The organism is Phenylobacterium sp. (assembly GCF_030681155.1).
Lineage (GTDB): Bacteria > Pseudomonadota > Alphaproteobacteria > Caulobacterales > Caulobacteraceae > Phenylobacterium.
Window position 1 is genome coordinate 94,513 of sequence record NZ_JAUXXE010000043.1, and the last position, 22,786, is coordinate 117,298.

Sequence of the window (22,786 nt, forward strand, 5' to 3'; positions counted from 1 at the left end):
GTGTCTCTCCCGGCGCCTCGTCGGCGCACTCTATCTCTTGGTTCTTAAATGCGCGCGATACGCAAGAGGCGCGGTCTATCGAGCACTGACGGCAGATTTGCGATGCGGTCGATCGCCGCCACGAGGACGGATTCGGCGACTGCATGCGTGGTAAGCACGATCGGCACCCCATCTGCGTTCTCGACAGGCTTCTGAAGGAAGCTCTCGATCGACACCCCGGCCTCGGCGAGGGTCTCGGAGACCGCCGCGATCACACCAGGTTCGTCCTTCACGAGGAAGCGCAGATAGGCCCGGCTCATGCTCTTTGCCGGGTCGATTGGCGTAAAGGCTTTCAAAGTAGCCGCCGGCGCCTGGAAAACCGGGCGCACCGCGCCGGTCATGACGTCGGCGATGTCGGCGGCGACGGCCGCGGCGGTCGGGGCCGAACCCGCGCCGGGGCCTTGCAGATAGATCCGGCCGATCCGCGTGCCTTCGATGAAGAGCGCGTTCAGCGCGCCGCCGGCCTGGGCCAGGGGATGGTTTTGCGCCACCAGGGTCGGATGGACGCGCACCAGCACGCCGCCGTCGGAGCGGTCGGCCGACGCGATCAGCTTGATCTTGTAGCCGAGATCCTTGGCCAGCTTGATATCCAGCAGAGCCACCTGGTCGATGCCTTCGATCTCGGCCGCCGCGTAGTTGGGCGCGCACCCGAAGGCCAAGGCCGCGAGGATCGAGATCTTGTGGGCTGCATCGAAACCGCCGACGTCCATGGTCGGGTCGGTCTCGGCGTAGCCCAGGCGTTGAGCCTCGGCCAGGACGTCGGCGAACGCCCGCCCCCCGGAGTCCATTTCCGACAGGATGTAGTTGCAGGTGCCGTTCAGGATGCCGGCGACCGACTTGATCTCATCGCCGACCAGCGCTTCGCGCATCACCTTCACGGCCGGCGTACCGCCCATGACCGCAGCTTCGAACAGCAACGGCACGCCTTTGGATTCGGCCAAGGCCGCCAGTTCGGCGCCGTGCTCGGCGATCAGGGCCTTGTTGGCCGTGACGACCGGCTTGCCAGCGTTCAGGGCCGCTTCGACAGCGGCTTTGGCCGGGCCGTCCGAGCCGCCGATCAGTTCCACGAAGACGTTGTTGTCAGGCGACAGCGCCAGGGCCACCGGGTCGTCGAACCACGACAGGTTCGAGATATCGAACGGCCGCGGACGCGAACGCGAGCGCGCCGAAACGCCAGTGACGATCGCGCGGCCGCCGGCCGGGGCGAAATCGGGGTGGTCGGACAGGAAGTTCAGCAGTCCCCCGCCGACCGTACCCAGGCCCGCGACGCCGATCCGCCATTCAGTCTTACTCATTGCGCCGCCAGATTGTTGTGAGCCCGCGCCAGGATTTCGTCGGCGTTGGCCAGGAATTTCTTCACGTTGCGCGCGGCCTGGCGAATGCGGTGCTCGTTCTCCACAAGCCCCACCCGCACATAGCCCTCGCCATACTCGCCAAAGCCGACGCCAGGCGCGACCGCGACGCCCGCTTCTTCGATCAGCAGTTTTGAGAACAGCAGCGAGCCGGCCTCCTTGAACTTCTCGGGGACCGGCGCCCAGGCGAACATTGAAGCCGACGGCGAGGGAATGTCCCAGCCGGCGCGCTCCATCGAGCTGACCAGCGTGTCGCGGCGGGCCTTGTAGGTCGCGCGAATCTCGTCGACGCAATCCTGCGGGCCGTTCAGGGCCGCGGCGGCGGCCACCTGGATCGGCGTATAGGCTCCATAGTCCAGATATGACTTCACCCGCGCCAGCGCCGAACAGATACGCTCGTTGCCGACCACCATGCCGACGCGCCAGCCCGCCATGGCGTAGGTCTTCGACAGCGAGTTCACCTCGACCGCGATGTCCTTGGCGCCTTCGACCTCAAGCACCGAGGGCGGCGGGTTGTCGTCGAAGTAGATCTCCGAATAGGCGATGTCGGAGATCACCAGCAGGTCGTGCTTCTTCGCCAGCGCGATCGCGTCCTTGTAGAACTCCAAGTCCACGCACTGCGCGGTCGGGTTCGACGGGTAGGACAAGATCAGCACCGATGGCGGCGGGGCCGAGTGCTTCATCGCCCGGCTGACGCCCGCCAGATACTCCTCCGGCGAATGAGCTGGCACGTGGCGGATGACGCCGCCCGCCATGATGAAACCGTAGGCGTGGATCGGATAGGCCGGGTTCGGGCAGATGATCACGTCGCCGGGCGCGGTCAGCGCCTGCGCCAGATTGGCGAAACCTTCCTTCGAGCCCAGGGTGGCGATCACCTCGGTGTCGGGGTTCAGGGTCACGCCAAAGCGCTTCTTGTAGTAGCCGGCCATCGCCTTGCGCAGGCCGACAATGCCCTTCGAGGCGGAGTAACGGCCAGCCTTCGGGTCGCGGGCGGTCTCGACCAGCTTGTCGACGATGTGCTTGGGCGTCGGCATGTCGGGATTGCCCATGCCGAAGTCGATGATGTCGACGCCCTCGGCTCGCAAGCGGGCCTTGATGCGGTTCACTTCCTCAAGGACGTAGGGCGGAAGGCGGCGAATACGGTGGAATTCGGGAGTCATTTTGAGCTCGGGCCGCGGGCCGTGCGGCGATTGGGAGCTGAAGTCGCGCATGGATAGCCCCCGTTCGGGGCCGCGCCAAGCAGGTTCAAGGTCATTTATGCCCCCGCCAGCCGCTTACCTGGGCGACGGAGGCGGGGTAGCTCGCTCCCGGAGCTGCCGCGCGAAGGCTTCGGTCGCCGCAGTCGACGAGGCCGCACTCTCAGCCGGACCGGCCTCGGCCAGGGCGCGCGCTTGGAAACGCTCAGTGCCGTTCAGAGTCCAGGTGTTGGGCGCGGTCTGGCGCTCCAGCGCTGCAGCGGCTGTCTCGAGCTGCCGCGCCTCCTTGCCCCACTGCGCGATCGGGCGCTGATCGGTGGGCTTAGGAGGAATGTCTGCAAATGTCGGGAACGGCGCGTCGGCCCGGCCCAGCCGCGCCACCTCGTCAGCGACGGGCGACGTGGGATCGATCGGCGCTGTCGCCAGCGGGTTGTAGTTGGCGCAACCGGTCAGCAACAGGCCGGCGCAGGCGCAGAGCATCAGCCCCCGCGTGGAGGTCTTGAAGGACGCTTTTGCGAAAAGTCGAAGCGGCGCGTTCATTTCCCGTCCGGTCTTATGTCATGATCGCTTCGGGCGAAAGAGCGCGAGCGCAGCAAAGCCCCAAGGAAGCGCGTACCGGAGGAAGTTGAGCGATGAGTGAACACCCGTCGACACCGACCAAGGCCAAACCGAAGAAGAAGGCCAAGGTCGCCGACAAGGCTGCCTCCAAGGGCATGAAGTCCGAGAATAAAGTCGAAACCCCGCCGGCGGACCCGAGACCGGCCGAGGCCGCGTCAAAGGCCGCTCCAGCGTTCGAAAGCCTGACCGGCGACCAGCGCGACATGTTGGAAAAGCTCTCGGCCAATTTGGCCCGCGCGGCCCTCACCGCTCAGGGCGCGATCGCAGAGGCCGCCTTGCGCCAGGCCGAGCGCCCAGCCGCCCTGCAGCCGGACCCCTTCCATGTCGCCCCAGCCCTAACCGACGTGATGGGGCGACTGGCTTCGCAGCCTGACCGCATGGTCCGGGCGCAGGCCGATCTCTTCCAGCAGTACCTCGAACTTTGGCAGTCCGCCGCCCGCCGCGCCGGCGGAGAAGCCGTTGAGCCGGTGGTGCGGCCTGACAAGGGCGACAAGCGCTTCAACGATCCAGACTGGGCCGAGAACCCGGTTTTCGACGTCATCAAGCAATCCTACCTTCTGACCTCCAACTGGCTGAATTCGCTGGTGTCCCAGGTTCAGGACGTCGATCCGATAGCCAAGCGCCGGGTCGAATTCTTCATGAAGATGCTGACCGACGCCTTCTCCCCCTCGAACTTCCTGGTCTCCAATCCGGCGGCCCTGCGGGAGGCGATGCAGACCCAGGGGGCCTCGCTGCTGAAGGGGATGGAGAACTTCGCCGACGACTTGACCCGCGGCGGCGGTCAGCTGGCGATCAGCCAGACCGACTATCAGATGTTCAAAATCGGTGAGAACGTCGCCACCGCGCCGGGCAAGGTGGTGTTCCAGAACGAGGTGCTCCAGCTCCTCCAGTTCAACCCGACGACCGAGCAGGTTCACGAGATCCCGCTGCTGATCTTCCCGCCATGGATCAACAAGTTCTACATCCTCGACCTGCGGCCCGAGAACTCGATGATCCGCTGGCTAGCTGACCAGGGCTTCACGGTCTTCGTCGCCTCGTGGGTCAATCCCGACGTCGAAATGGCCGCCAAGACCTTCGAGGACTACATGCTTGAGGGCATCTATGCGGCCACCGACGCCGTGATGGCGCAGGCCGGCGTCGATCGCGTCAACACCGTCGGTTACTGCATTGGGGGCACCCTGCTCTCCTCGACGCTCGCTCATATGGCGGCCAAGAACGACAAGCGAATCGCTTCGGCCACCTTCTTCGCCGCTCAGCAGGACTTCGCCGAGGCGGGCGACCTGCTGCTCTTCACCAATGACGACTGGCTCTCTGACCTCGAAAAGCAGATGGACGCCGCAGGCGGCGTCCTGTCGGGCCAGGCCATGGCCGAGACCTTCAACTCGCTGCGCGCCAATGATCTGATCTGGTCGTTCTTCGTGAACAACTACCTGATGGGCAAGGAGCCCAAGCCTTTCGACCTGCTGTTCTGGAATTCCGACCAGACCCGCATGCCCAAGGCGCTGCACATGTTCTACCTGCGCAAGTTCTACGGCGAGAACGCGCTCTCGAAAGGCGAACTGGTCCTCGACAACGTCAAGCTGGACCTCGGCGCGGTGAAGACCCCGGTCTACGTCCAGTCCTCGAAGGAGGACCACATCGCTCCAGCGCGTTCGGTCTATCGCGGCGCACGTCTGTTTGGCGGGCCTGTGACTTTCACCCTGGCCGGCTCGGGTCACATCGCCGGCGTCATCAACGCTCCGGTCGCCAACAAGTACCAGCACTGGACCAATACCGACCTGCCCGCCTCTGTCGAACAATGGATGGAAGGGGCCAGCGAAACGGCTGGCTCTTGGTGGCCGCACTGGGCGACGTGGCTGCGCGAGAAATCAGGCGGGCTGGTTCCGGCCCGGGACCCCGCCAATGGCAAATTCAAGCCAATCGAGGATGCGCCCGGTTCCTACGTAAAGGTGAAGTCGTAAGCGACCGATCCGGGGGATAGATGATCAAGATGATAGTCGCGGGGCTGGCGATCCTGCTGGCCCTATGGATCGGCGCGGGTTTCGCCGTTGTGGCTTTGTCAGGCCGTTTCGAGCCCAGCGGGCGCTTTGTCGATATCGGCGGGCGCAAGCTGCGGCTGGTCTGTGAAGGACCAAAGACCGACAAGCCGGTCGTCTGGATGGAGGCTGGGGCCTGGGGCCTAGCCGCCGACTTCGCCGCTATCCAACACGGCCTGACCCAAAAAGGCGTCCGATCCTGCGCCTATGATCGCGCGGGCATGGGTTTCTCCGACCCCGGTCCGAAGCCCCGCGACAGCGAGGCCATTGCCTCCGACCTCGCCAAGCTCATCAAGGCGTCAGGCGAACAGGGCCCCTTCATCTTCATGGCGCACTCCATGGGCGGGCAGCACATCCGGCTTCTGGCTGGGCAGCACCCCGATATGGTCGCCGGCCTCGTGCTGCTGGAAGCCACAACGCCAGAAATGACCAGCGATCCGCGCGCCCAGCCCTTCCTTAGCCGGGTGCGCAATGTCGCGCGGGCCACCGCCGTCGCCGGCTCGCTGGGCCTCACACGCGTCGCCTACTACTGGGGTGATCGAATCGGCTTGCCGCCACAGGGCGCGGCCGAAAAGCGGCACGCCTTCGTCACTGGTCGCCATGCCCGCACCGCAGCCGCCGAAGTGCTGGTATGGGACCAAGGATCGGCCCAGGCCGGGGCCGTCAGCCTGGATCCCAAATGGCCGGTGGCGGTCATCACCGCCGGCGACGCCGTGCGCATGGGCGAATGGAACATCGCGCGCCGCGCCCCCGAACGCGCTTCGCGCGCCGGCTACTACGAGAATGTCCCCGAGGCGGCGCATGCGAGCCTCCTTGGGCTTACCTACAACGGCGCCGTACTTCGCGCCGTCGATCACGTACGCGCCGCGCTCGCGCCGGCCCCGGAGACGAAATGAGAGCCCTGCCCTTCGCCGCCCTGGTCTTGCTGATCGCCGCGCCCGCCAATGCCGAGACCGCCCAGCAGGTGTTTTTCTCGCGTCTCTCGGCCCTTTGCGGCCAGAGTTTTGAAGGACGCGTCGTCACCACGGATCCCGCCGACGCCAGTTTCACCGGTAAGCCGCTGACCATGCGGATCAAGAGCTGCACGAAGGACGAGGTGCGAATTCCCTTCCAGGTCGGCGAGGATCGGTCCCGCACCTGGGTGGTGACGAAGACTGCGACCGTCCTCCGCCTCAAGCACGATCATCGTCATCCTGACGGCACCGAGGACGCCGTCAGCCAGTACGGCGGCGACACCACGACGCCAGGAACCGCCGCGCGCCAGGAGTTCCCCGTCGACGCCGCGTCAAAGGCGATGTTTGTGCGCGAGGACCGCGCCGTATCGCTGACCAATGTCTGGGCGATGGAGATCGAACCGGGCAAGCTGTTCGCCTACGAACTGCGCCGGCCCGATCGCCACTTCCGCGTCGAGTTCGATTTGGCCAAGCCCCTGCCCTAGGCCGCGCTCAGCGACGTGTCAGGGGCGGCAACATTCGCGCCATCACGGTGACGAAGAAGGCCACCGACCAACCGAGCAAGATAGAGCCGTTGATCCCCTCAATGGCTCCCAGCAGCTTCCATTGTCCGGCTATGGCGCTGTCGCCGTAGCCGATGGAGCCGTAGCTGCTGGTGGAGAAATAGACCGCCTCGCGAAATTCCGGCACGGCGCCCAACTTGCTGAACAACAGGGCGTAGAGCCAGATCTCCAGACCGTGCAGCAGGAAGAGCCCCATCACCACTGCGACGGTGACGAACCAGCCATGCCAGGACAGCGGGCTCATCTGGGCCGCGCCCCAGCGCTCATCCAGCGACGCCAGCATCCGCCCCAGGATCATCAGTCCCGTTCCGTGAATCGTGACGGTCGCCAGCACCATGGCTGTCGCCAGGCTGAGTTCGACGATCATGTCGCCCCTCACGGCGACCCCCAGTCCACTAGAGGACGGCCCGCCGAAGCCGCGCGAGCAGGTCCCCTGCGACGAGAATAATCAGGAAATTCATCACCATGCCCAGCGCCACGGCCGCAACATTGAACCAGATCCCCAAGGTCGGGAGGAAGTTCAGTATGTAGCTCCAGGGCGCGCCCAGTACGATGGCGTAGATGCCCGCCAATGGATCACGCGCCATTCCGAACCAGCCGCCAAGGCTGGCGGGGATCAGAAGCAAGGCGGCGACGCACAGAAAGCCGTAGATCGCAGCAATAACGCGAGAAATTCTCAAGGCGTCCGCCCAGCGTGAGTGATCCAGCGGCGCATGCAGCTCTCCCTATTCGTCGCTGCAAATTGAGTGATCCGTTCAGTCGCAGTCAATCGCGAACCGACCGATTGAGGGCGGCCTGGCCTCTAGGCGGCTACGAACCGCAGCGCATCGCCATTGTTGCAGTAACGCAGCCCCGTGGGACGGGGGCCATCGGGGAAGACGTGGCCCTGGTGCCCCAGGCAGCGCGCACAATGGTACTCCGTGCGCGGCACGCCTATGGCGTAATCGGTCTTCTTGCGCATCGCTCCCTTGATGGCGGTGTAGAAGCTTGGCCAGCCGGTTCCGCTCTCGAACTTCCAGGACGCCTTGAACAGCGGCAGACCGCACCCTGCGCAGACATAGGTCCCTGGGCGCTTTTCCTTGTTCAGCGGGCTGGTGCCGGCCATCTCAGTCGCCTCATGGCGCAGGACGTTGTAGGTCGCGAGGTCCAGCCGCGCCTTCCACTGGGCGTCGGTCAACTGGCGCCAGGGCGAACCGGCATAGGGATCATCAGCGGCCAGCGCCGCCGCCGGCAGCGTGACCAGCGCAGAACCAAGCAACAGTGTGCGTCGATCAATCTTGTCCATGCCTGAGATACGATTCCTCTCGGGCTTCGGATGCAAGCTTAGCCGCCAGTCCAGGCGTAGAGAGCGTCCGGCGTTTTCTCCATGTTGCCGGCGCCGTCGGTCAGTTCGACCAGCTTCCACCCTCGCGCCTCGTAGAATCGTCGAGCACGTGAATTCGCCTGGAAGGTCCAGAGCGTCCGCGGCGCGCCGTCCTCCAAAGCCTTGGCCAGCAGCTGCGGGCCAATTCCCCGCGCCTGATAGCCCGGCAGCACATAAAGGTGCTCCAGCCAGCCAGGATGGAACGCAACATAGCCAACGGCCACGCCCTCCTCCTCGGCCAGCCACGCCTCGTTCTCGACCAACAGCTTCGTCTCGAAGAACGTCACCGCGTCGTCGAGATCGGGCGGGGCCGGCAGGAACGGAAGCGACACCCGGTTCGCCTCCCGCTGAATCCGGGCGCAGACCCCGGCGTCCGCCGTGCTCGCCCGGCGCAGGATCATAGGCCCGAGGCCTCCGGCAAGCCGAGCATGATGTTCAGGTTCTGCACCGCAGCGCCCGAAGCGCCCTTGCCCAGGTTGTCGAGCACGGCCACCAGGCGCGCCTGATGGCGCTCTTCATTGCCGAAGACATAGAGCTTCATGCGGTTGGTGCCGTTCAACGCCTCGGGATCCAGGTCGGCGTTATAGCCGGCGGCGCCCGCGCGGGCCTTCTGCAAGGCCGCGCATTCATCGGCGCTCGCGACATCTACGAAGGCTTCTCCCGCATAGGCCTTGGCCAGCGCTTCGCGCAGCTCGGCCGGCCGCGGCTTGGCGGGCAGCGCCCACAGTTGCAGCGGCACCTCTACGATCATGCCTTGGGCGTAGCGGCCGACGGCCGGGGCGAACAGGGGCGCGTGATCCAGGCCGCCATGGACCTGCATCTCGCCAATGTGTTTGTGCTGCAGCGGCAAGCCATAGATCCGGAAGGCGTCGCTTCTGTTCGGCGGCGTCGGCGCCTCGAACTCTGCGATCAGACCCTTGCCGCCGCCCGTATATCCGGACACCGCATTGACCGTCAGCGGCCAGTCACTCGGAATCAGCTCGGCCGCCACCAACGGGCGCACCAAGCCAATGAAGCCGGTGGGATAGCAGCCCGGATTGCTGACCCGGGTGGACGAGGCGATGGCTGCGCGCTGATCCTGGTCCATCTCGGCAAAGCCATAGGTCCAGCCCGAGGCGGTCCGGTAGGCGGTCGAGGCGTCGATGACCCGCACGCGGTTCGATTGGATAAGGCCGACCGCTTCCTTGGAGGCATCGTCGGGCAGGCAGAGGATCACCGCATCGGCGCTGTTCAGCAGCTCAGCCCGTGCGTCAGCGTCCTTACGCTTGGCCGGATCGATCGATAGGATCTCGAGATCCTTACGGCCTTCCAGGCGCTCGCGGATCTGCAAACCCGTAGTGCCGGCTTCGCCATCAATGAACACGGTGTGGGACATGGTGCGGGTCCTGAAAACTGTCGACCGGATATGAGAAAGGGCGCTTCGGTTGCCCGAAGCGCCCCTCCAAACGCGAGCTCGCGTAAGCGGGTTAGCGCTTCGAGAACTGGAAGCTGCGTCGGGCTTTCGCCTTGCCGTACTTCTTACGTTCAACGACGCGGCTGTCGCGGGTCAGGAAGCCGTGCGGCTTCAGGACCGGGCGCAGGGCCGGTTCGTAATAGGTCAGAGCCTTGGACAGGCCGTGACGGATCGCGCCGGCTTGACCCGACAGGCCCGAACCTTCGACCGTGACGATGACGTCGAACTGGCCGAGGCGGTCAGTGACCTGCAGCGGCTGAGCGATCATCATGCGCAGCACGGGACGCGCGAAATAGACTTCCTGATCGCGACCGTTGATCGTGATCGTGCCCTTGCCGGGCTTAATCCAAACGCGAGCGATGGCGTTCTTACGCTTGCCGGTCGCATAGGCGCGGCCCAGAGCGTCGATCTTCGGCTCGGCCGGAGCGACGTCGGGGTTGGACGAGAGGCTTTGCAGGGCCTCGAAACCTTGAGTCTCGGACATCTGGCTTACTTGCTCCGCACGTTCTTGGAGTTCAGGTCGGCGAACGCGATGACTTCGGGGTTCTGCGCCTGGTGCGGATGCTCACCCACATTGTAGATACGCAGGTGGGTCATTTGCTTACGGGCCAAGGGGCTTTCCTTGGGCAGCATGCGCTCAACGGCCTTTTCCAGGATGCGTTCCGGATACTTGCCGCCGAGGATCTTGTCCGCGGTGCGTTCCTTGATGCCGCCCGGGTGACCGGTGTGCCAGTAGTACACTTTGTCGGTCAGCTTCTTGCCGGTGAACTTCACCTTGTCAGCGTTGATCACGACGACAAAGTCGCCGCAATCGACGTGCGGGGTGTAGTCAGGGCGGTGCTTGCCGCGAAGACGCATGGCGATGAACGAGGCGAGACGGCCGACAACGGCGTTCTCTGCGTCGATCACGATCCACTTCTTCTCGACGTCGGCGGGCTTCAAAGAAGCCGTCGTCTTCATCATGGGAACGGGTCCGTAAGTTAGCGGGACGAAACGGTCCCGACGAAGGGGCGGCTAGTAAGCAGCCACAGCCGACCTGTCAACACTCAAACGCAACGAACAGGCCGCAAATCGTTATGTGGCAAGGCTTTCCCGACTTCGGTATTATGATACCACGCAAAATGGCGCTTCGGCTTCTATGGTCCTCCCCAGCGCCCCAAAGCCAAGCTGGAAAGAGTTATGACCGCGTCCCGTCGCCAATTCCTCCGCACCGCCGCCGCCACTGCGGCCTTCTCAGGCCTATCGCGGTTCGCCGATGCCCAGATCACGACGGGGCCAGACGGCTATTCCAACCCTGGCTACGCCAGCCAAGTCGCCGGCTACGGGCCCTTGCGGCGCGATCCGGCCGAAATCTTCGACCTACCCGAAGGCTTCTCCTACCGCGTCATCTCCAAGGCCGGCGACAGGATGGACGACGGCCTGATCACGCCGGGCAAGATGGATGGCATGGGCTGCTTCCCGGCCGGCCGGGGCCGCGTCGCCCTCGTCCGCAACCATGAAATCAGCCCGCCGCCTCGCGACCTCCAGATCACCGCCTACGGCGCCGATCGGCTGCTGGCGCCCAAGGTCGCCGCCGACCGGCTCTACGACACCGATCTGGCCGGCCTGCCCCTCGGCGGCGGAACCTCGACCCTGATCTACGATCTCAAGAGCCGCGAACTGAAGGCACAGCATCTCAGCCTCGCCGGGACCGCAGTGAACTGCGCTGGCGGCGTCACCCCCTGGAACTCCTGGCTGACCTGCGAAGAAACGACGACCAAGGCCGGGCAAACCAGCCGCAAGGACCATGGCTGGGTGTTCGAGATCCCATCGCGCCTGCGCGGCCTGGCCGATCCGGCGCCGATCACCGCCATGGGCCGCTTCAAGCACGAGGCCTGCGCCGTGGATCCGCGCACCGGGGCCATCTACATGACCGAGGACGAGATCGACGGTAAGGGCCTCTTCTACCGTTTCCTTCCCAACAATCGCCGCCGCCTGCATGAGGGCGGCCGGCTCCAGGCGCTCGCGGTCATCGACGGCGGCGATCCGCGCAATTGGGACGAGGTTTCCTGGAAACAGGGCGACTGGAAGAGCGTCCGCTGGATCGATCTCGACGGCGTCGACAACCCGAACAACGACCTGCGCCAACGGGGCAAGGCCGCCGGCGCGTCCTGGTTCGCCCGTGGGGAAGGCATCTTCTTCGGCAAGGACGAACTCTACTTCACCTGCACCAGCGGCGGCCCGAAGTTCCACGGGCAGGTGTTGCGCTATGTCCCGAGCCCGCACGAAGGTCAGGTCGGCGAAGTCGATGAACCCGGCCGCCTGCAACTCTTTGTCGAGCCGACCGATATCCGCTTCATGGAAATGGCCGACAACATCGCCATCGCTCCCTGGGGACACATCGTGGCGTGCGAGGACAAAATCGGCGGCACAAACTATCTGCGCGGCGTCACGCCACAGGGGCAAACCTACACGCTCGGTCGCAACGCTCAGATGCTGGACGGCGCCAAGACCCGTGGCACGTCCGAGTTGGCCGGCGCCTGCTTCTCACCCGACGGCTCGACCCTGTTCGTGAACATCTACAGCCCTGGCTGCACCCTGGCGATCACCGGCCCGTGGGCGACGTTCCAGGCATGACACCGCCGGGCCAGGTCATCGTGCTGAATGGCGCGCCCAGGTCGGGCAAGTCGAGCATTGTCGCGGTCATCCAGGACACCTTCGAAGGTCCCTGGATGAACCTCGGGGTGGATGTTCACGCCAGGCATATGACGCCGACACGGCTGCAGCCTGGCGTCGGCCTGCGCCCTTTGGCCGAGCGACCGGAAGTCACCGCCCTCCTGCCCCGCCTCTACGCCGCCCTCTACGACTCCATCGCCGCGCACAGCCGCCAAGGCCTGAACGTGGTGGTCGATGTCGGCCACTATGGAATGGAGCCGTCCTCGCCCGGCGTTCTACAGGACTGCGCCGGAAGACTGCTGGGCCTGCCGGTGCTGATGGTCGGCGTGCTTTGCTCGATCGAGGTGATCATGCAGCGGCGCAATGCCGGGCAGCCGGGACGCGAAGGCCAATACACGACCGGCGCGCCAGACGACCCGATCCCCGCCCCCGTCCGGCAGTGGCAAGACGCCGTGCACCGGCCCGGCGTCTACGATCTCGAAGTCGATACCGCCGTCCTGAGCCCGACGCAGTGCGCCGATCTCATTCGTCGTCGGTTGGCGACGCCCGCCATAGGTCCAACCGCATGCGAGCGCCTAGCCACCGGCTAGCTACGGCCGTCTCGCGCGCCAGGCCAGGGCGACCGCCAGCGACAGCACGATGGCGGCTGCGATCTGGTGGGCCATGCCAAGCCAAATGGGCACACCGAAGATCAGGGTGATGACGCCCAGGATCGCTTGCAGCACGATGGAGCCGCCAACCGTGATCGCCAGCATCCGTGTGTCGAAGGTCAGATAGCGCGAGCGGCTTGCAGCCCAGATCATCGCGATGGCGATCAGCGTCAACAGATAGGCGCCCAGCCGGTGGTGCAGCTGGACCGCCCCTTGGCTGTGGGCGACCGTCGCCCAGAGGTTCGCGCCCGCATAATCGTTGGGGATCAGTGAGCCGTTCATCAGCGGCCAATCGTTGTAGACAAAGCCAGCGTCGGTCCCCGCCACCAGGGCGCCCAGCAGGATCTGGAAGAAGATCAGGCCTACCAACGCCAGTGCGCCACGCGACCAAGGGCTTGGCAGGGCCTGGCGCGCAGCCCCATTCCAGGCGTCCAGAGCGGTCCAGACCAGCGCGCCGAGCAGAGCGAAAGCCAGCCCGAGATGGACCATCAGCCGTTCAGGGGCCACGGAGACGCGTTCAGAGAGGCCGCTGGCGACCATCCACCAACCGACGGCCCCTTGCAGGCCGCCCAAGGCGAAAAGACCCACGCACCGGCCGATCAGCCGACGCGGGATTTCGCGCCGGAGCAGGAAATAGGCGAAGGGTAAGGCGAAAACCGCCCCAACCAGCCGGCCGAGCAATCGGTGGCTCCATTCCCACCAGTAGATGGCCTTGAACTGCTCCAGGCTCATGCCGTGGTTCAACTGCGCGTACTGGGGGATTGCCTTGTAGAGCGCGAACTCATCGTTCCAGTCCTGAGCCGACATCGGCGGCAAGGCGCCGGTGACGGGCTTCCATTCGGTGATCGAAAGACCGGAGTCGGTCAGGCGCGTCGCGCCTCCCACCACAATCATGGCCAGCACGAAAGCGGCGACAACGAACAACCAAACCGCGACCGGGCGAGACCGATCTGAACGAAGGAACGAGGTCATGACTCTGAATGGGCACTCATCAGGGCGTTCTTACGGCGATCCGCTATCGGAGATCGGCCGCGAGGTCCATGCCGGGAAAGAACGGAACCGGTTAAGCTTGATTGCATTTGGTTAGTGGGATCAACCAGAGGGCTGCCCAATGCAAGGTGTAGGAATAATTGGCTGGATCGTCATCGGCATAGCCGCCGGTTTCGTCGCTGAAAAAGTGATGAAACGTGACCAGGGTCTACTTACCAATCTGATTGTCGGCGTTGTCGGAGCCCTTCTTGGCGGCTTTCTTGCTGGCCTGCTGGGCATCAATTTCGGCGGCTGGATTGGCAGCTTCATTATCGCCACGCTTGGCGCGATCCTGCTCCTCTTCCTGCTCGGGATGATGAAGCGACGCTAGCGTCTAGTGACGGCGCGCGCTTGCGCTCCTATAGGCTGGGGGCATGAGCGCGCGCGTCCGGAAATTCATTGGTGGTATTGGTATCGTCGTCTTCCTGGGCGCCTATGCCTGGGCCCTGACGATGATCGGTGAGCGGTTGCCAGATCACTGGGCCGCCCAGTTGGCGTTCTACGGCATTGGCGGGCTTGCCTGGGGCATACCGATCCTGCCGCTCATCTCATGGATGAACCGCGGCCGCCAATAGCCCAGGCCCGACCCCAGCCGGTCGCCCCGGCCTGGTCGTTTTCATATTTTGGGGAAATCCGCCGATGGTCGGAGCGACAGGATTCGAACCTGCGACCCCTTGACCCCCAGTCAAGTGCGCTACCAGGCTGCGCCACGCTCCGACATCGGCAAGGCGGCCCTTCTAACCGCTTGCGCCCGGCGGGCAAGCTGAATTTCAAGGAAGGTGTGAGGTGATGGCCGGCAGCATCGCGCCGATCCACGAAACCGTCACCGTCGCCTTGGCGCAAGATCAGGCGTTCGCCTTGTTCACAGCCGCTTTTAGGGCCTAGCGGCCTGCCGTTTACACCTAATCCGGGGCGGAGGGACTGGCCTCGATTTCCCTGGGGATGAAGTCTGGCTACCACTGTCACGAGATTGGTCTTGTGCAGGTCGAACCACCTCCGCGCCTGCGAATCCTTTGGCAGATCGCACACGACCGAACGTCTCAGCCCGACCCGGCCCAGGCCAGCGAGATCGAAGTCGCCTTTACGCCCGCGCCGTCAGGTCGAACCGAGGTGCAGTTGACCCACGACGCGTTCGAGCGGTGCGGAGAGGCCGGGGCTGATTATCGTGCGGAGATGGCGCCGGATTACGGCTGGCCGCTGATCCTGGCGAGGTTCGCCGAGCGCGCCCTGAAAGGCTGGGCCTTTCAGTTCTTATCGAGCAGTGTGTCCAGGCGACGCTTGGCCACCTGGAGGTCTTCCAAGGCGAAGAGCAGGCGCTCACGCCCCTCCTCCGTGAGGTCCCCGTTGGCAAGGTCGATCGCCAAGCCCTCGGGACGGGGCCCGACGTCGCCGTCGGCGGCCGCCAGCAGGCGCTTGAGCCCCTGGTCCTTGTGCAGCTTCTGCACGCCCTTGATGGTGTAGCCAGCGTCATGCAGCAGCGTGCGAACGCCGCGCAGTACGACGATATCCTGCGGGCGGTAGAACCTGCGTCCGCCGGCCCGCTTCATCGGTCGAATGAAGGAGAACTTCGTCTCCCAGAACCGCAGCACGTGCTGCGGCACGTTCAGCTCGTCGGCTGCTTCCGAGATGGTCCGAAATGCTTCAGGACCTTTGGCCACGAGGCCGCCTTCCTCACTTAGCGAGGGCGCGGTCCACCCGCGCCTTCATGACCTGGGAGGCGCGAAAGCCAATCACCCGGCGCGGCTCGATCGCGGCAGGTTCCCCAGTCTTAGGATTGCGGCCCATGCGCGCGCGCTTCGCCCGCACTTGGAACACGCCGAATCCGGAAAGCTTCACCTGCTCACCCTTCTCCAGGGCCTGAGCCATCAGCTCCAGGGTCCGCTCAACTAATTCCGAGCAATCCTGGCGGGTCAGCCCCACTTCCTCGTGAACCGCCTCACACAGATCGGCTCGCGTAACTGTCGCGCCTTTCATGAACGCCCCTACCCCGGAAAAAAACACCGTTACTGAAGAGATCGACATGTCGTCATGATCTGATTGTCGCATCAGGTCAAAGACTTCAAGGGATTCGTTGTCTAAAGCGCCAACCTCGCGCCCTTGAGGGCAAGACGCAAGCGCAACAGGCCTCACGTTGCGTGAGCTATAGGCGAATAACGCACGCTCCCCAGGTCAAACCGCCGCCCATGGCTTCGAGCAGCAGCATCTGCCCCGGCTTGATGCGCCCATCCTCGACGCCCTTGGCCAGGGCAAGGGGAATAGAAGCCGCCGAGGTGTTGGCGTGCTCGGCTACCGTGGAGATGACCTTCGACTCGTGAATGCCCACCCGGCGGGCCACGCCCTCAAGAATACGCTGGTTGGCCTGATGTGGGATGAACCAGTCGACGTCCGCCACTGCAACGCCGGCGTCGGCGGCCGCGGCGACGATCGCCTCGGAGATGTTCACGACCGCATGGCGGAAGACCTGATTGCCCTGCATCCGCAGGTGGCCGATCTGACCGGTCGTCGAGACGCCGCCATCGACATACAGCAGGTCTTGCTTAGTCCCATCCGCGCGCAGGGCGAAGCCGAGCAGGCCGCGATCGGCGGTGGTTCCATCGCCCTCGCCGGGCTCGAGCACGACAGCGCCGGCCCCGTCGCCGAACAGCACGCAGGTGCCCCGGTCGGTCCAGTCCATCAACCGCGTGATAGTCTCGGCGCCTATGACCAGGGCGCATATTGAACGACCACGGGCGACAAACCCGTCAGCCGTCGACAGCGCATAGACAAAGCCCGAGCACACCGCCTGGACGTCAAAGGCGATACCGACCGGGCATCCCAGCTTGCGCTGCACGATGGTCGCCGTGGCCGGGAAGGTCAGGTCGGGCGTCGTGGTCCCGACAATAATCAGATCGACATCGGCCGGCGTCTTGCCGGCGGCGGCGAGCGCGCGGCGCGCGGCCTCGACGGCCAGGTCGGAAACCGGCTGGCCTTCCGCCGCGCGATGGCGCTGGCGGATGCCGGTGCGTTCAACGATCCACTCATCAGTGGTGTCGACCACCTTGGCCAAGTCGTCATTGGTGACGATCTCGTCGGGCAGATAGCCCCCGACGCCGGTCACAACACTACGCAGAACTTTCGTCACTCAGGCGGCTCCATCCACGGCCGGCGGCTGATGTTCGGCCACCGCGGCGGTAAGCCGCGTCATATTCCGTTCGATCTCCGCTGCGAAGTCGCTTTGCGCCAACTTCGACGCCATGCGGATCGCGGCGGCGAAATCCCGGGCCGAGGCGCCGCCGTGGCTCTTCACCACCACGCCATTGAGGCCGAGCAAGGGCGCGGCGGCGTCGGGGCTCAGTTTCTCCTGGAACTTCATGAGTGCGGACCGGGCCAGCAGGGTGCCGAGCTTGGAAATCGGCGAACTCATCAGCGCACTTTTCAGCTCGCCGCCAATGTATCTGGCCGCGCCTTCGGCGGTCTTGAGCGCGACATTGCCGGTGAAGCCGTCAGTGACGACGACATCAACCTTGTTCTGGAAGAGCTCGTCGCCTTCCACGAAACCCCGATAGTCCAGATCGAACTGGCCGCCGCGCAGGATGGCGTGAGCCTGACGGACCTCTTCATGGCCCTTCATGTCTTCGGACCCGACGTTGAGCAGGCCGACGGTCGGCTTGGCCACGCCATGCGCGGCCCTGTGGAAGGCCTCGCCAAGGATTGCGAACTCGACCAGTCGCTCGGCGTCGCAATCGACGTTCGCTCCGACGTCGAGCACCGTCGTCGTGCCCCGCACGCCTGGCCAGCCGACAACCAGGCACGGCCGATCAACATCGACGCTCATCCGCAGGATCAGCAGCGATATCGCCATCAAGGCGCCGGTGTTGCCTGCAGAGACGGCCGCCGATGCATCACCGCTCTTCACCGCCTCCAGGGTCGCCCACATCGAGGTGCCCTTGCCGCGGCGCAACGCCTGGGCCGGCTTCTCGTCCATGGCCACGACCCGGTCGGCGTGCCTGATCTCGACTCGGTCCTTAAGCACAGGATGCTTGGCGAGCTCGGCCGAGATCGCCGCCTCGTCCCCGTGCAGCATAAAGCGGAGACCGGGCGCTTCAGCCGCGGCCAGGACAACGCCGGGGACCACAACGGACGGTCCGTGGTCGCCACCCATGGCGTCGATAGAAATGATCGGGGACTTGCTCACAGCGCCGCCTTACCCCTCACAGCGTCACGCTGGAAGAGTCTCAAAGTACAACCGCGACAGGCCGATGGAAACCGCGCGTCGTTCAAGCGCCGTCGTCCTTAAGCCGCTTGAGCACGGCGAAAGGCGATTCTTCTGTCACGGCAGGCTTGTAGTCGAACTCGACCCCCGGCTTGCGGGGGAACGGGTCGAGGTCCAGGACCAGCTGCTCGACCAGATAATGAGCTAGGTCGATTTCATCGCTCTCCAGCACGTCCGGCGGATCTGGCGCGTCCAAATCAAGACTGATCTCGCTGCCTTCCGATTCGATCAGGGCTTGGGGGCTGCCCGGCGGCACGACCTGAATGGCGATCTCGCCTTCCAGCTCCTCCTCGAACGGATCGAGGGTGACGCCGCAAATCTGCACGACCCGGGCGGAGTAGCGCCCCAGGATTTCAGCACCGTCCAGCCAAGGCCGAACGCTCAGCTTTCCGCTCAACGCCGGCAGGGCCTCTAGCTTTAGTTCCTTGGCCAGCTTCTCGCGGGTCTCGGCGTCTGGCTCCAGCCGGACGCTGACCGGCGCACGCCCCACATCGGCGAGCCGAATCACGTGTTTCCAGTCGCTCACGCCGCGCTCCAGGCCACTTGGCCGTCCATCAGGGCGTCCAGCTTCTGTTCGGCCAACGCGGCGCGCTGGCGAATAACGTACTCGCCGAGCTTGGCCGCGTTTTCGGCCCCGCCCTGCTCGTAGACGGTGCGACTCAGCAGCGCCTGCAGATGATCAGTTTGCGGCAAGGCGGCAAAAGCCGACTCATACGATTTCACCCGACCATAAAAAGCCTCGCCCAGCTTGCGCATCTTCTTGCCGACCGAAAGGTCGCCGACCCCCATCTCGCGCAGGGCGTCGTCAAGCGCACTCAGATAGGTGTCGAACAGGCTCTGGGACGTCTCGCTGGCCCGCGCGCCCTGCCCCCTCAACCTGTCCAGCAACAGGAAGACGTGAACGGTGTAGAGCTCGAATCGGCCCTCGACGGTGTCGGGCACGCCATAGGCCTCGTAGAGGGCGGGAGTCCGCGCCTGGGCGACCACTCCGACATAGAGTTTTTGCCCCATGGCTTGGGTCACGCGAGGACGGAAGAAACGGTCTAGGAACATATCGGCCTCGATTTCGCCCTCAGGCGCAGATACAGGCGGCATTGAACTAAGGGGCGGCGAGAGATAGGTCAAAGCCTCGAAGAATTGAACAGGTCCGGTTCGCACATGTTTCGCCGCGTCGCCTATGTCGCAATCGCCGCCGGTCTCCTGACCTCAGCGGCCGCTTGCGCGCCGATCACGACCTACTCCGGGTTCCAGGCCATTGAGGCCAATCCGAAGGACGTCAAGGTCGGCACTGACACCAAGTCGACCGTTCGCGCCAGCCTAGGCTCGCCGTCGGCCACATCTACTTTCGACCCCAATGTCTGGTTCTACATCGACCAGATCAAGGAGCGCGTCGCATTTCGTCGCCCGGTCATCACCTCGCGCAATGTCGTGGCGGTGACGTTCGACAAGGAGACCGAGGTCGTGAAGAGCGTCGACACCATGTCCCTCAAGGACGGCAAGGTCATCGCCTTCAACGGTCGCGAGACCCCGACGCGCGGCCGCGAGCTGACCATCCTCGAACAGTTGCTGGGCAACGTCGGCCGCGGCGGCATGCTGCCCAACCAGGACGAAGGCGTTCCTGGCAGCCGTCCAGGAGACCAGCGCTAGCGCGCACCCTGCCACCAGAATCAAAAAAGCCACGGAGAGCGTTCACCGGGGCTTCTTGTATTTGGTCGTTTCGGGCTAGCCGACGACGCCCTTGGCCAGAACCGCCAGCAGCAGCAGAGCCACGATGTTGGTGATCTTGATCATCGGGTTCACGGCCGGGCCGGCGGTGTCCTTATAGGGGTCGCCGACGGTGTCGCCGGTGACGGCGGCCTTGTGGGCCTCCGATCCCTTCCCGCCATAGTGACCTTCCTCGATCAGCTTCTTGGCGTTGTCCCAGGCGCCGCCGCCGGAGGTCATCGATATGGCGACTAACAAACAGGTGACGATCACCCCCATCAGCATGGCTCCCAGGCTGGCGAAGGCGTTCACCTTGCCGGCGATCATGTTGATGATGATGAACAGAACGATCGGCGAGAACACCGGCAACAGCGACGGTACGATCATCTCTTTAATCGCCGCCTTGGTGAGGATGTCGACGGCGCGGCCGTATTCGGGCTTCACCTCGCCGGTCATGATGCCAGGGTTCTCACGGAACTGACGACGGACTTCCTCAACGACCGACTCGGCCGCGCGCCCCACGGCGGTCATGGACATCCCGCCGAACAGGAAGGGCAGCAGCCCGCCTATCAACAGGCCCACCACCACGTAAGGGTTAGAAAGGTCGAAGGCGACCGCGCCCAGGCCGTCGAAGAACGACCCCGGTTCGGCGTTGGCGGCGAAGTACTTCAGGTCCTCGGTGTAGGCGGCGAACAGCACCAGAGCGCCCAGACCCGCCGAGCCGATGGCATAGCCCTTGGTGACCGCCTTGGTCGTGTTGCCGACCGCGTCCAAGGCGTCGGTGGTCACACGAACTTCCGGCGGCAGGCCGGCCATTTCTGCGATACCGCCGGCGTTGTCAGTGACCGGACCGAAGGCGTCCAGCGCGACAATGAAGCCCGCCAGCGACAGCATGGCCGTGGTGGCGATGGCGATGCCGAACAGACCCGCCAGGCCGTAGGTGACGATGATGCCGACGACGATGACCAGCGCCGGCGCGGCGGTGGATTCCAGCGACATGGCCAGGCCCTGGATGACGTTAGTCCCGTGGCCCGAGACCGAAGCCTTGGCCACGGACTTCACCGGACGGAACCCGGTGCCGGTGTAGTACTCGGTGATCACCACAATCAGGGCGGTGACAACGAGGCCGGCGATGCCGCACCAGAACAGGCTCATCGCGTCGAAGGTCTTCTCGCCGACGGTCAGCGGACCGGGAACGAGTTGGTGGACGACCCAGTAGATCGCGAACACCGACAGAATGCCGGTGACGATCAGGCCCTGGTAGAGAGCGCCCATGATGTTGTTGGACTTGCCCAGACGCACGGCGAAGGTGCCGATGATCGAGGTCAGGATGCACACCCCGCAAATCGCCAGCGGCAACAGCATCATGTTGCTCACGACGTCGGTGTCGCGGAAGAAGATGGCGGCGAGAACCATGGTGGCGACCGTGGTCACCGCATAGGTCTCGAACAGGTCGGCCGCCATGCCGGCGCAGTCACCGACATTGTCACCGACGTTGTCGGCGATGGTGGCGGCGTTGCGGGGGTCGTCTTCGGGGATGCCAGCCTCGACCTTGCCGACCATGTCGCCGCCGACGTCAGCGCCCTTGGTGAAGATGCCGCCGCCCAGACGAGCGAAAATCGAGATCAGAGAATCCCCGAAGCCCAGGGCGACCATCGAGTCGACCACTTCGCGGCTGGTGTTCTCGTGCCCTAGCGGACCAGTCAGCACAGCGTAGTAGCCGGCCACGCCGATCAGCGCGAAGCCGGCGACGAGCATGCCGGTGATCGCGCCGGACCGGAACGCAAGCGACAGCCCCTGCGCCAGACCTTCCGATGCGGCCTGAGCAGTGCGGACATTGGCCCGGACCGAAATCAGCATGCCGACGAAGCCGGCTAGACCCGACAGCACCGAGCCGACCAGGAATCCGGCGGCGGCCAGCGGCCCGATCAGGACGGCGACGGCGATGAGGATGACGACGCCGACAATGGCGATGGCGGTGTACTGACGACGCAGATAGGCCTGCGCACCTTCCTGGATCGCCGCGGCGATCTCCTGCATCCGGGCGTTACCCGGCGAAGCACGTAACAACGATGCGGTTTGAACGATGCCGTAGAGCACCGCCAACAAGCCGGCGGCGATCACCAGCGTAAGCGTAAGACTCATGTTCTAAGCGCCCCTATCGATTGCACGAAGTCGCCAACCGCCGCCCGGGATGGACGGTGCCCGACGCTCCAGGCCCTGTTCGTTTTTCCCTTGGGTGGAGCCCCGTGAACCCGGCGCTCCTTATTAATAATCGAGACGTTGCCAGTAGAAGGCGGGACGCGCAACGCCGCGTTGAACAAGGCGCAAATGCACCAAGGCTCCAGGCTAGGGCCGAACCGGCGGCGACGGGCGAGCGGTTGGGGGCTTGGGCAGGCCCATGCGCCGCTTTGGGGTCTGTGACATGACGACAGCCGCCTTGACCCCCTTCCCGCCTGCGATGACCGTCGCCTCCCTCAGGAGCACGGCCTGCAGGCGCGCGACATCGACGACGGTGTAGTCGTTGGGGTTTGTAAAGGGCGTCGTGTGGGCCGCGCGGACCAGGGCGTCGCGGAAGAACGGCTCCTTAGCTCGCAATTTCGCGGCATCGGCAGAGGCTGTGAGCTGGAGCCGCGTAGACACGAAGACATAGTTGATCAACTGCCCCTCGACGACGATCGGCAAGGCGACAGGCGCCAGATCGACATACTGGCCACTAGGGGTCGCAGGCGCGGCCTTCTCAGAGGCCCGCACCGGCCCAGCGATGGCGAGGAGGATGACGACTGAAGCGGCGGCGCGGCGGATCATTCACAGATCCTTGCACGCCACGGGTTTCCGGAAGCTTTCGCGCTAGATCACGTGTTTCCATCCGCCAGGACCAGACGCGATCTCACCGCCGTCCACCCTCACCCGGGTCCCCGTC

The 22,786-nt window shown here is 64.8% G+C and carries 27 protein-coding genes, 1 tRNA gene and 1 pseudogene; 9 read left to right on the plus strand and 20 right to left on the minus strand.

Annotation, left to right across the window (positions count from 1 at the left end; all coding sequences use genetic code 11):
• Window positions 1-44: 44 nt before the first annotated feature.
• From Q8M13_RS11515 to Q8M13_RS11525, 3 genes are all read right to left on the minus strand, one after another.
• Complete coding sequence (locus tag Q8M13_RS11515; protein ID WP_305300087.1) at window positions 45-1,334, minus strand: homoserine dehydrogenase; 1,290 nt, start codon at window positions 1,332-1,334, stop codon at window positions 45-47.
• On the minus strand, window positions 1,331-2,551 hold the full coding sequence (locus Q8M13_RS11520) for an LL-diaminopimelate aminotransferase (protein WP_305300088.1): 1,221 nt from the start codon (window positions 2,549-2,551) through the stop codon (window positions 1,331-1,333). The genes Q8M13_RS11515 and Q8M13_RS11520 overlap by 4 nt, the downstream gene beginning before the upstream one ends.
• A gap of 114 nt (window positions 2,552-2,665) precedes the next feature.
• Window positions 2,666-3,127, minus strand: coding sequence for a hypothetical protein (locus Q8M13_RS11525; protein WP_305300089.1), 462 nt, complete (start codon window positions 3,125-3,127; stop codon window positions 2,666-2,668).
• Window positions 3,128-3,408: 281 nt separating this feature from the next.
• Between Q8M13_RS11525 and phaC the strand changes: the two genes are divergently transcribed.
• From phaC to Q8M13_RS11540, 3 genes are read left to right on the plus strand one after another with little or no spacing between them, the layout of a single operon-like run.
• Window positions 3,409-5,166 (plus strand): class I poly(R)-hydroxyalkanoic acid synthase, encoded by a 1,758-nt coding sequence (gene phaC, locus Q8M13_RS11530; protein WP_305300114.1) that lies wholly within the window; start codon window positions 3,409-3,411, stop codon window positions 5,164-5,166.
• A gap of 20 nt (window positions 5,167-5,186) precedes the next feature.
• A complete protein-coding gene (locus tag Q8M13_RS11535) occupies window positions 5,187-6,137 on the plus strand; it encodes an alpha/beta hydrolase (RefSeq protein ID WP_305300090.1) in 951 nt (316 codons plus the stop codon).
• Window positions 6,134-6,679, plus strand: a complete 546-nt coding sequence (locus Q8M13_RS11540; protein ID WP_305300091.1) for a hypothetical protein — start codon at window positions 6,134-6,136, stop codon at window positions 6,677-6,679. Before Q8M13_RS11535 ends, Q8M13_RS11540 begins: the two co-directional genes overlap by 4 nt.
• 7 nt (window positions 6,680-6,686) lie before the next feature.
• Here Q8M13_RS11540 and Q8M13_RS11545 read toward each other — a convergent pair whose 3' ends face one another.
• From Q8M13_RS11545 to rplM, 7 genes are all read right to left on the minus strand, one after another.
• Window positions 6,687-7,124 (minus strand): ion channel, encoded by a 438-nt coding sequence (locus Q8M13_RS11545; protein WP_305300092.1) that lies wholly within the window; start codon window positions 7,122-7,124, stop codon window positions 6,687-6,689.
• A gap of 28 nt (window positions 7,125-7,152) precedes the next feature.
• A complete protein-coding gene (locus Q8M13_RS11550) occupies window positions 7,153-7,437 on the minus strand; it encodes a hypothetical protein (RefSeq protein WP_305300093.1) in 285 nt (94 codons plus the stop codon).
• Window positions 7,438-7,559: 122 nt separating this feature from the next.
• The gene (gene msrB / locus Q8M13_RS11555) at window positions 7,560-8,042 is read right to left on the minus strand and encodes a peptide-methionine (R)-S-oxide reductase MsrB (RefSeq protein WP_305300094.1); all 483 of its coding nucleotides are present in this window, start codon (window positions 8,040-8,042) and stop codon (window positions 7,560-7,562) included.
• 38 nt (window positions 8,043-8,080) lie between these two features.
• Window positions 8,081-8,521, minus strand: a complete 441-nt coding sequence (locus tag Q8M13_RS11560; protein ID WP_305300095.1) for a GNAT family N-acetyltransferase — start codon at window positions 8,519-8,521, stop codon at window positions 8,081-8,083.
• Complete coding sequence (gene argC, locus Q8M13_RS11565) at window positions 8,518-9,495, minus strand: N-acetyl-gamma-glutamyl-phosphate reductase (RefSeq protein ID WP_305300096.1); 978 nt, start codon at window positions 9,493-9,495, stop codon at window positions 8,518-8,520. The genes Q8M13_RS11560 and argC overlap by 4 nt, the downstream gene beginning before the upstream one ends.
• A gap of 91 nt (window positions 9,496-9,586) precedes the next feature.
• The gene (gene rpsI / locus Q8M13_RS11570; protein WP_304811983.1) at window positions 9,587-10,057 is read right to left on the minus strand and encodes a 30S ribosomal protein S9; all 471 of its coding nucleotides are present in this window, start codon (window positions 10,055-10,057) and stop codon (window positions 9,587-9,589) included.
• 5 nt (window positions 10,058-10,062) lie between these two features.
• A complete protein-coding gene (gene rplM, locus Q8M13_RS11575) occupies window positions 10,063-10,536 on the minus strand; it encodes a 50S ribosomal protein L13 (RefSeq protein WP_056734146.1) in 474 nt (157 codons plus the stop codon).
• Between the two features lie 216 nt (window positions 10,537-10,752).
• Between rplM and Q8M13_RS11580 the strand changes: the two genes are divergently transcribed.
• Window positions 10,753-12,189 carry an alkaline phosphatase PhoX gene (locus Q8M13_RS11580; RefSeq protein ID WP_305300097.1) on the plus strand — a complete coding sequence of 479 codons (1,437 nt, stop codon included), beginning with the start codon at window positions 10,753-10,755 and terminating at the stop codon, window positions 12,187-12,189.
• Window positions 12,186-12,818, plus strand: coding sequence for a chloramphenicol phosphotransferase CPT family protein (locus Q8M13_RS11585; RefSeq protein ID WP_305300098.1), 633 nt, complete (start codon window positions 12,186-12,188; stop codon window positions 12,816-12,818). The genes Q8M13_RS11580 and Q8M13_RS11585 overlap by 4 nt, the downstream gene beginning before the upstream one ends.
• Here the strand turns inward: Q8M13_RS11585 and Q8M13_RS11590 are convergent, their stop codons facing one another.
• Window positions 12,819-13,850 (minus strand): COX15/CtaA family protein, encoded by a 1,032-nt coding sequence (locus Q8M13_RS11590; protein ID WP_305300099.1) that lies wholly within the window; start codon window positions 13,848-13,850, stop codon window positions 12,819-12,821.
• Window positions 13,851-13,989: 139 nt separating this feature from the next.
• Between Q8M13_RS11590 and Q8M13_RS11595 the strand changes: the two genes are divergently transcribed.
• Window positions 13,990-14,238 (plus strand): GlsB/YeaQ/YmgE family stress response membrane protein, encoded by a 249-nt coding sequence (locus Q8M13_RS11595; protein WP_305300100.1) that lies wholly within the window; start codon window positions 13,990-13,992, stop codon window positions 14,236-14,238.
• A gap of 43 nt (window positions 14,239-14,281) precedes the next feature.
• On the plus strand, window positions 14,282-14,482 hold the full coding sequence (locus tag Q8M13_RS11600) for a DUF2842 domain-containing protein (protein ID WP_305300101.1): 201 nt from the start codon (window positions 14,282-14,284) through the stop codon (window positions 14,480-14,482).
• Between the two features lie 65 nt (window positions 14,483-14,547).
• On the opposite strand, the gene Q8M13_RS11605 is transcribed toward Q8M13_RS11600, so the two are convergent.
• Window positions 14,548-14,624: transfer RNA gene (locus Q8M13_RS11605), tRNA-Pro, on the minus strand.
• A 225-nt stretch (window positions 14,625-14,849) separates the two neighbouring features.
• Here Q8M13_RS11605 and Q8M13_RS21050 point away from each other — a divergent pair.
• A pseudogene (locus Q8M13_RS21050) lies at window positions 14,850-15,113 on the plus strand (SRPBCC domain-containing protein); the annotation flags it as partial.
• Window positions 15,114-15,151: 38 nt separating this feature from the next.
• Here Q8M13_RS21050 and Q8M13_RS11610 read toward each other — a convergent pair.
• The 6 genes from Q8M13_RS11610 to Q8M13_RS11635 all read right to left on the minus strand — a co-directional run bounded on the left by Q8M13_RS11610 (window position 15,152) and on the right by Q8M13_RS11635 (window position 19,212).
• Complete coding sequence (locus Q8M13_RS11610; protein ID WP_305300102.1) at window positions 15,152-15,565, minus strand: MerR family transcriptional regulator; 414 nt, start codon at window positions 15,563-15,565, stop codon at window positions 15,152-15,154.
• 13 nt (window positions 15,566-15,578) lie between these two features.
• Entirely contained in the window at window positions 15,579-15,881 is a 303-nt protein-coding gene (locus Q8M13_RS11615; RefSeq protein ID WP_304812003.1) for an integration host factor subunit alpha, read from the minus strand.
• Between the two features lie 166 nt (window positions 15,882-16,047).
• Window positions 16,048-17,028: a beta-ketoacyl-ACP synthase III gene (locus Q8M13_RS11620; RefSeq protein WP_305300103.1), complete on the minus strand. Its 981-nt coding sequence runs from the start codon at window positions 17,026-17,028 to the stop codon at window positions 16,048-16,050.
• A complete protein-coding gene (gene plsX / locus Q8M13_RS11625) occupies window positions 17,029-18,081 on the minus strand; it encodes a phosphate acyltransferase PlsX (RefSeq protein ID WP_305300104.1) in 1,053 nt (350 codons plus the stop codon). It lies immediately after the preceding gene.
• Between the two features lie 82 nt (window positions 18,082-18,163).
• The gene (locus Q8M13_RS11630) at window positions 18,164-18,685 is read right to left on the minus strand and encodes a DUF177 domain-containing protein (protein WP_305300105.1); all 522 of its coding nucleotides are present in this window, start codon (window positions 18,683-18,685) and stop codon (window positions 18,164-18,166) included.
• Window positions 18,682-19,212, minus strand: a complete 531-nt coding sequence (locus Q8M13_RS11635) for a ubiquinol-cytochrome C chaperone family protein (protein ID WP_305300106.1) — start codon at window positions 19,210-19,212, stop codon at window positions 18,682-18,684. The genes Q8M13_RS11630 and Q8M13_RS11635 overlap by 4 nt, the downstream gene beginning before the upstream one ends.
• 105 nt (window positions 19,213-19,317) lie before the next feature.
• Here Q8M13_RS11635 and Q8M13_RS11640 point away from each other — a divergent pair, with 105 nt between their 5' ends.
• Window positions 19,318-19,806: an outer membrane protein assembly factor BamE gene (locus tag Q8M13_RS11640; RefSeq protein WP_305300107.1), complete on the plus strand. Its 489-nt coding sequence runs from the start codon at window positions 19,318-19,320 to the stop codon at window positions 19,804-19,806.
• A 75-nt stretch (window positions 19,807-19,881) separates the two neighbouring features.
• Here Q8M13_RS11640 and Q8M13_RS11645 read toward each other — a convergent pair whose 3' ends face one another.
• Together Q8M13_RS11645 and Q8M13_RS11650 are read right to left on the minus strand one after the other, a co-directional pair.
• On the minus strand, window positions 19,882-22,008 hold the full coding sequence (locus Q8M13_RS11645) for a sodium-translocating pyrophosphatase (RefSeq protein ID WP_305300108.1): 2,127 nt from the start codon (window positions 22,006-22,008) through the stop codon (window positions 19,882-19,884).
• Between the two features lie 204 nt (window positions 22,009-22,212).
• Window positions 22,213-22,671, minus strand: coding sequence for a hypothetical protein (locus Q8M13_RS11650; protein ID WP_305300109.1), 459 nt, complete (start codon window positions 22,669-22,671; stop codon window positions 22,213-22,215).
• Window positions 22,672-22,786: the final 115 nt, after the last annotated feature.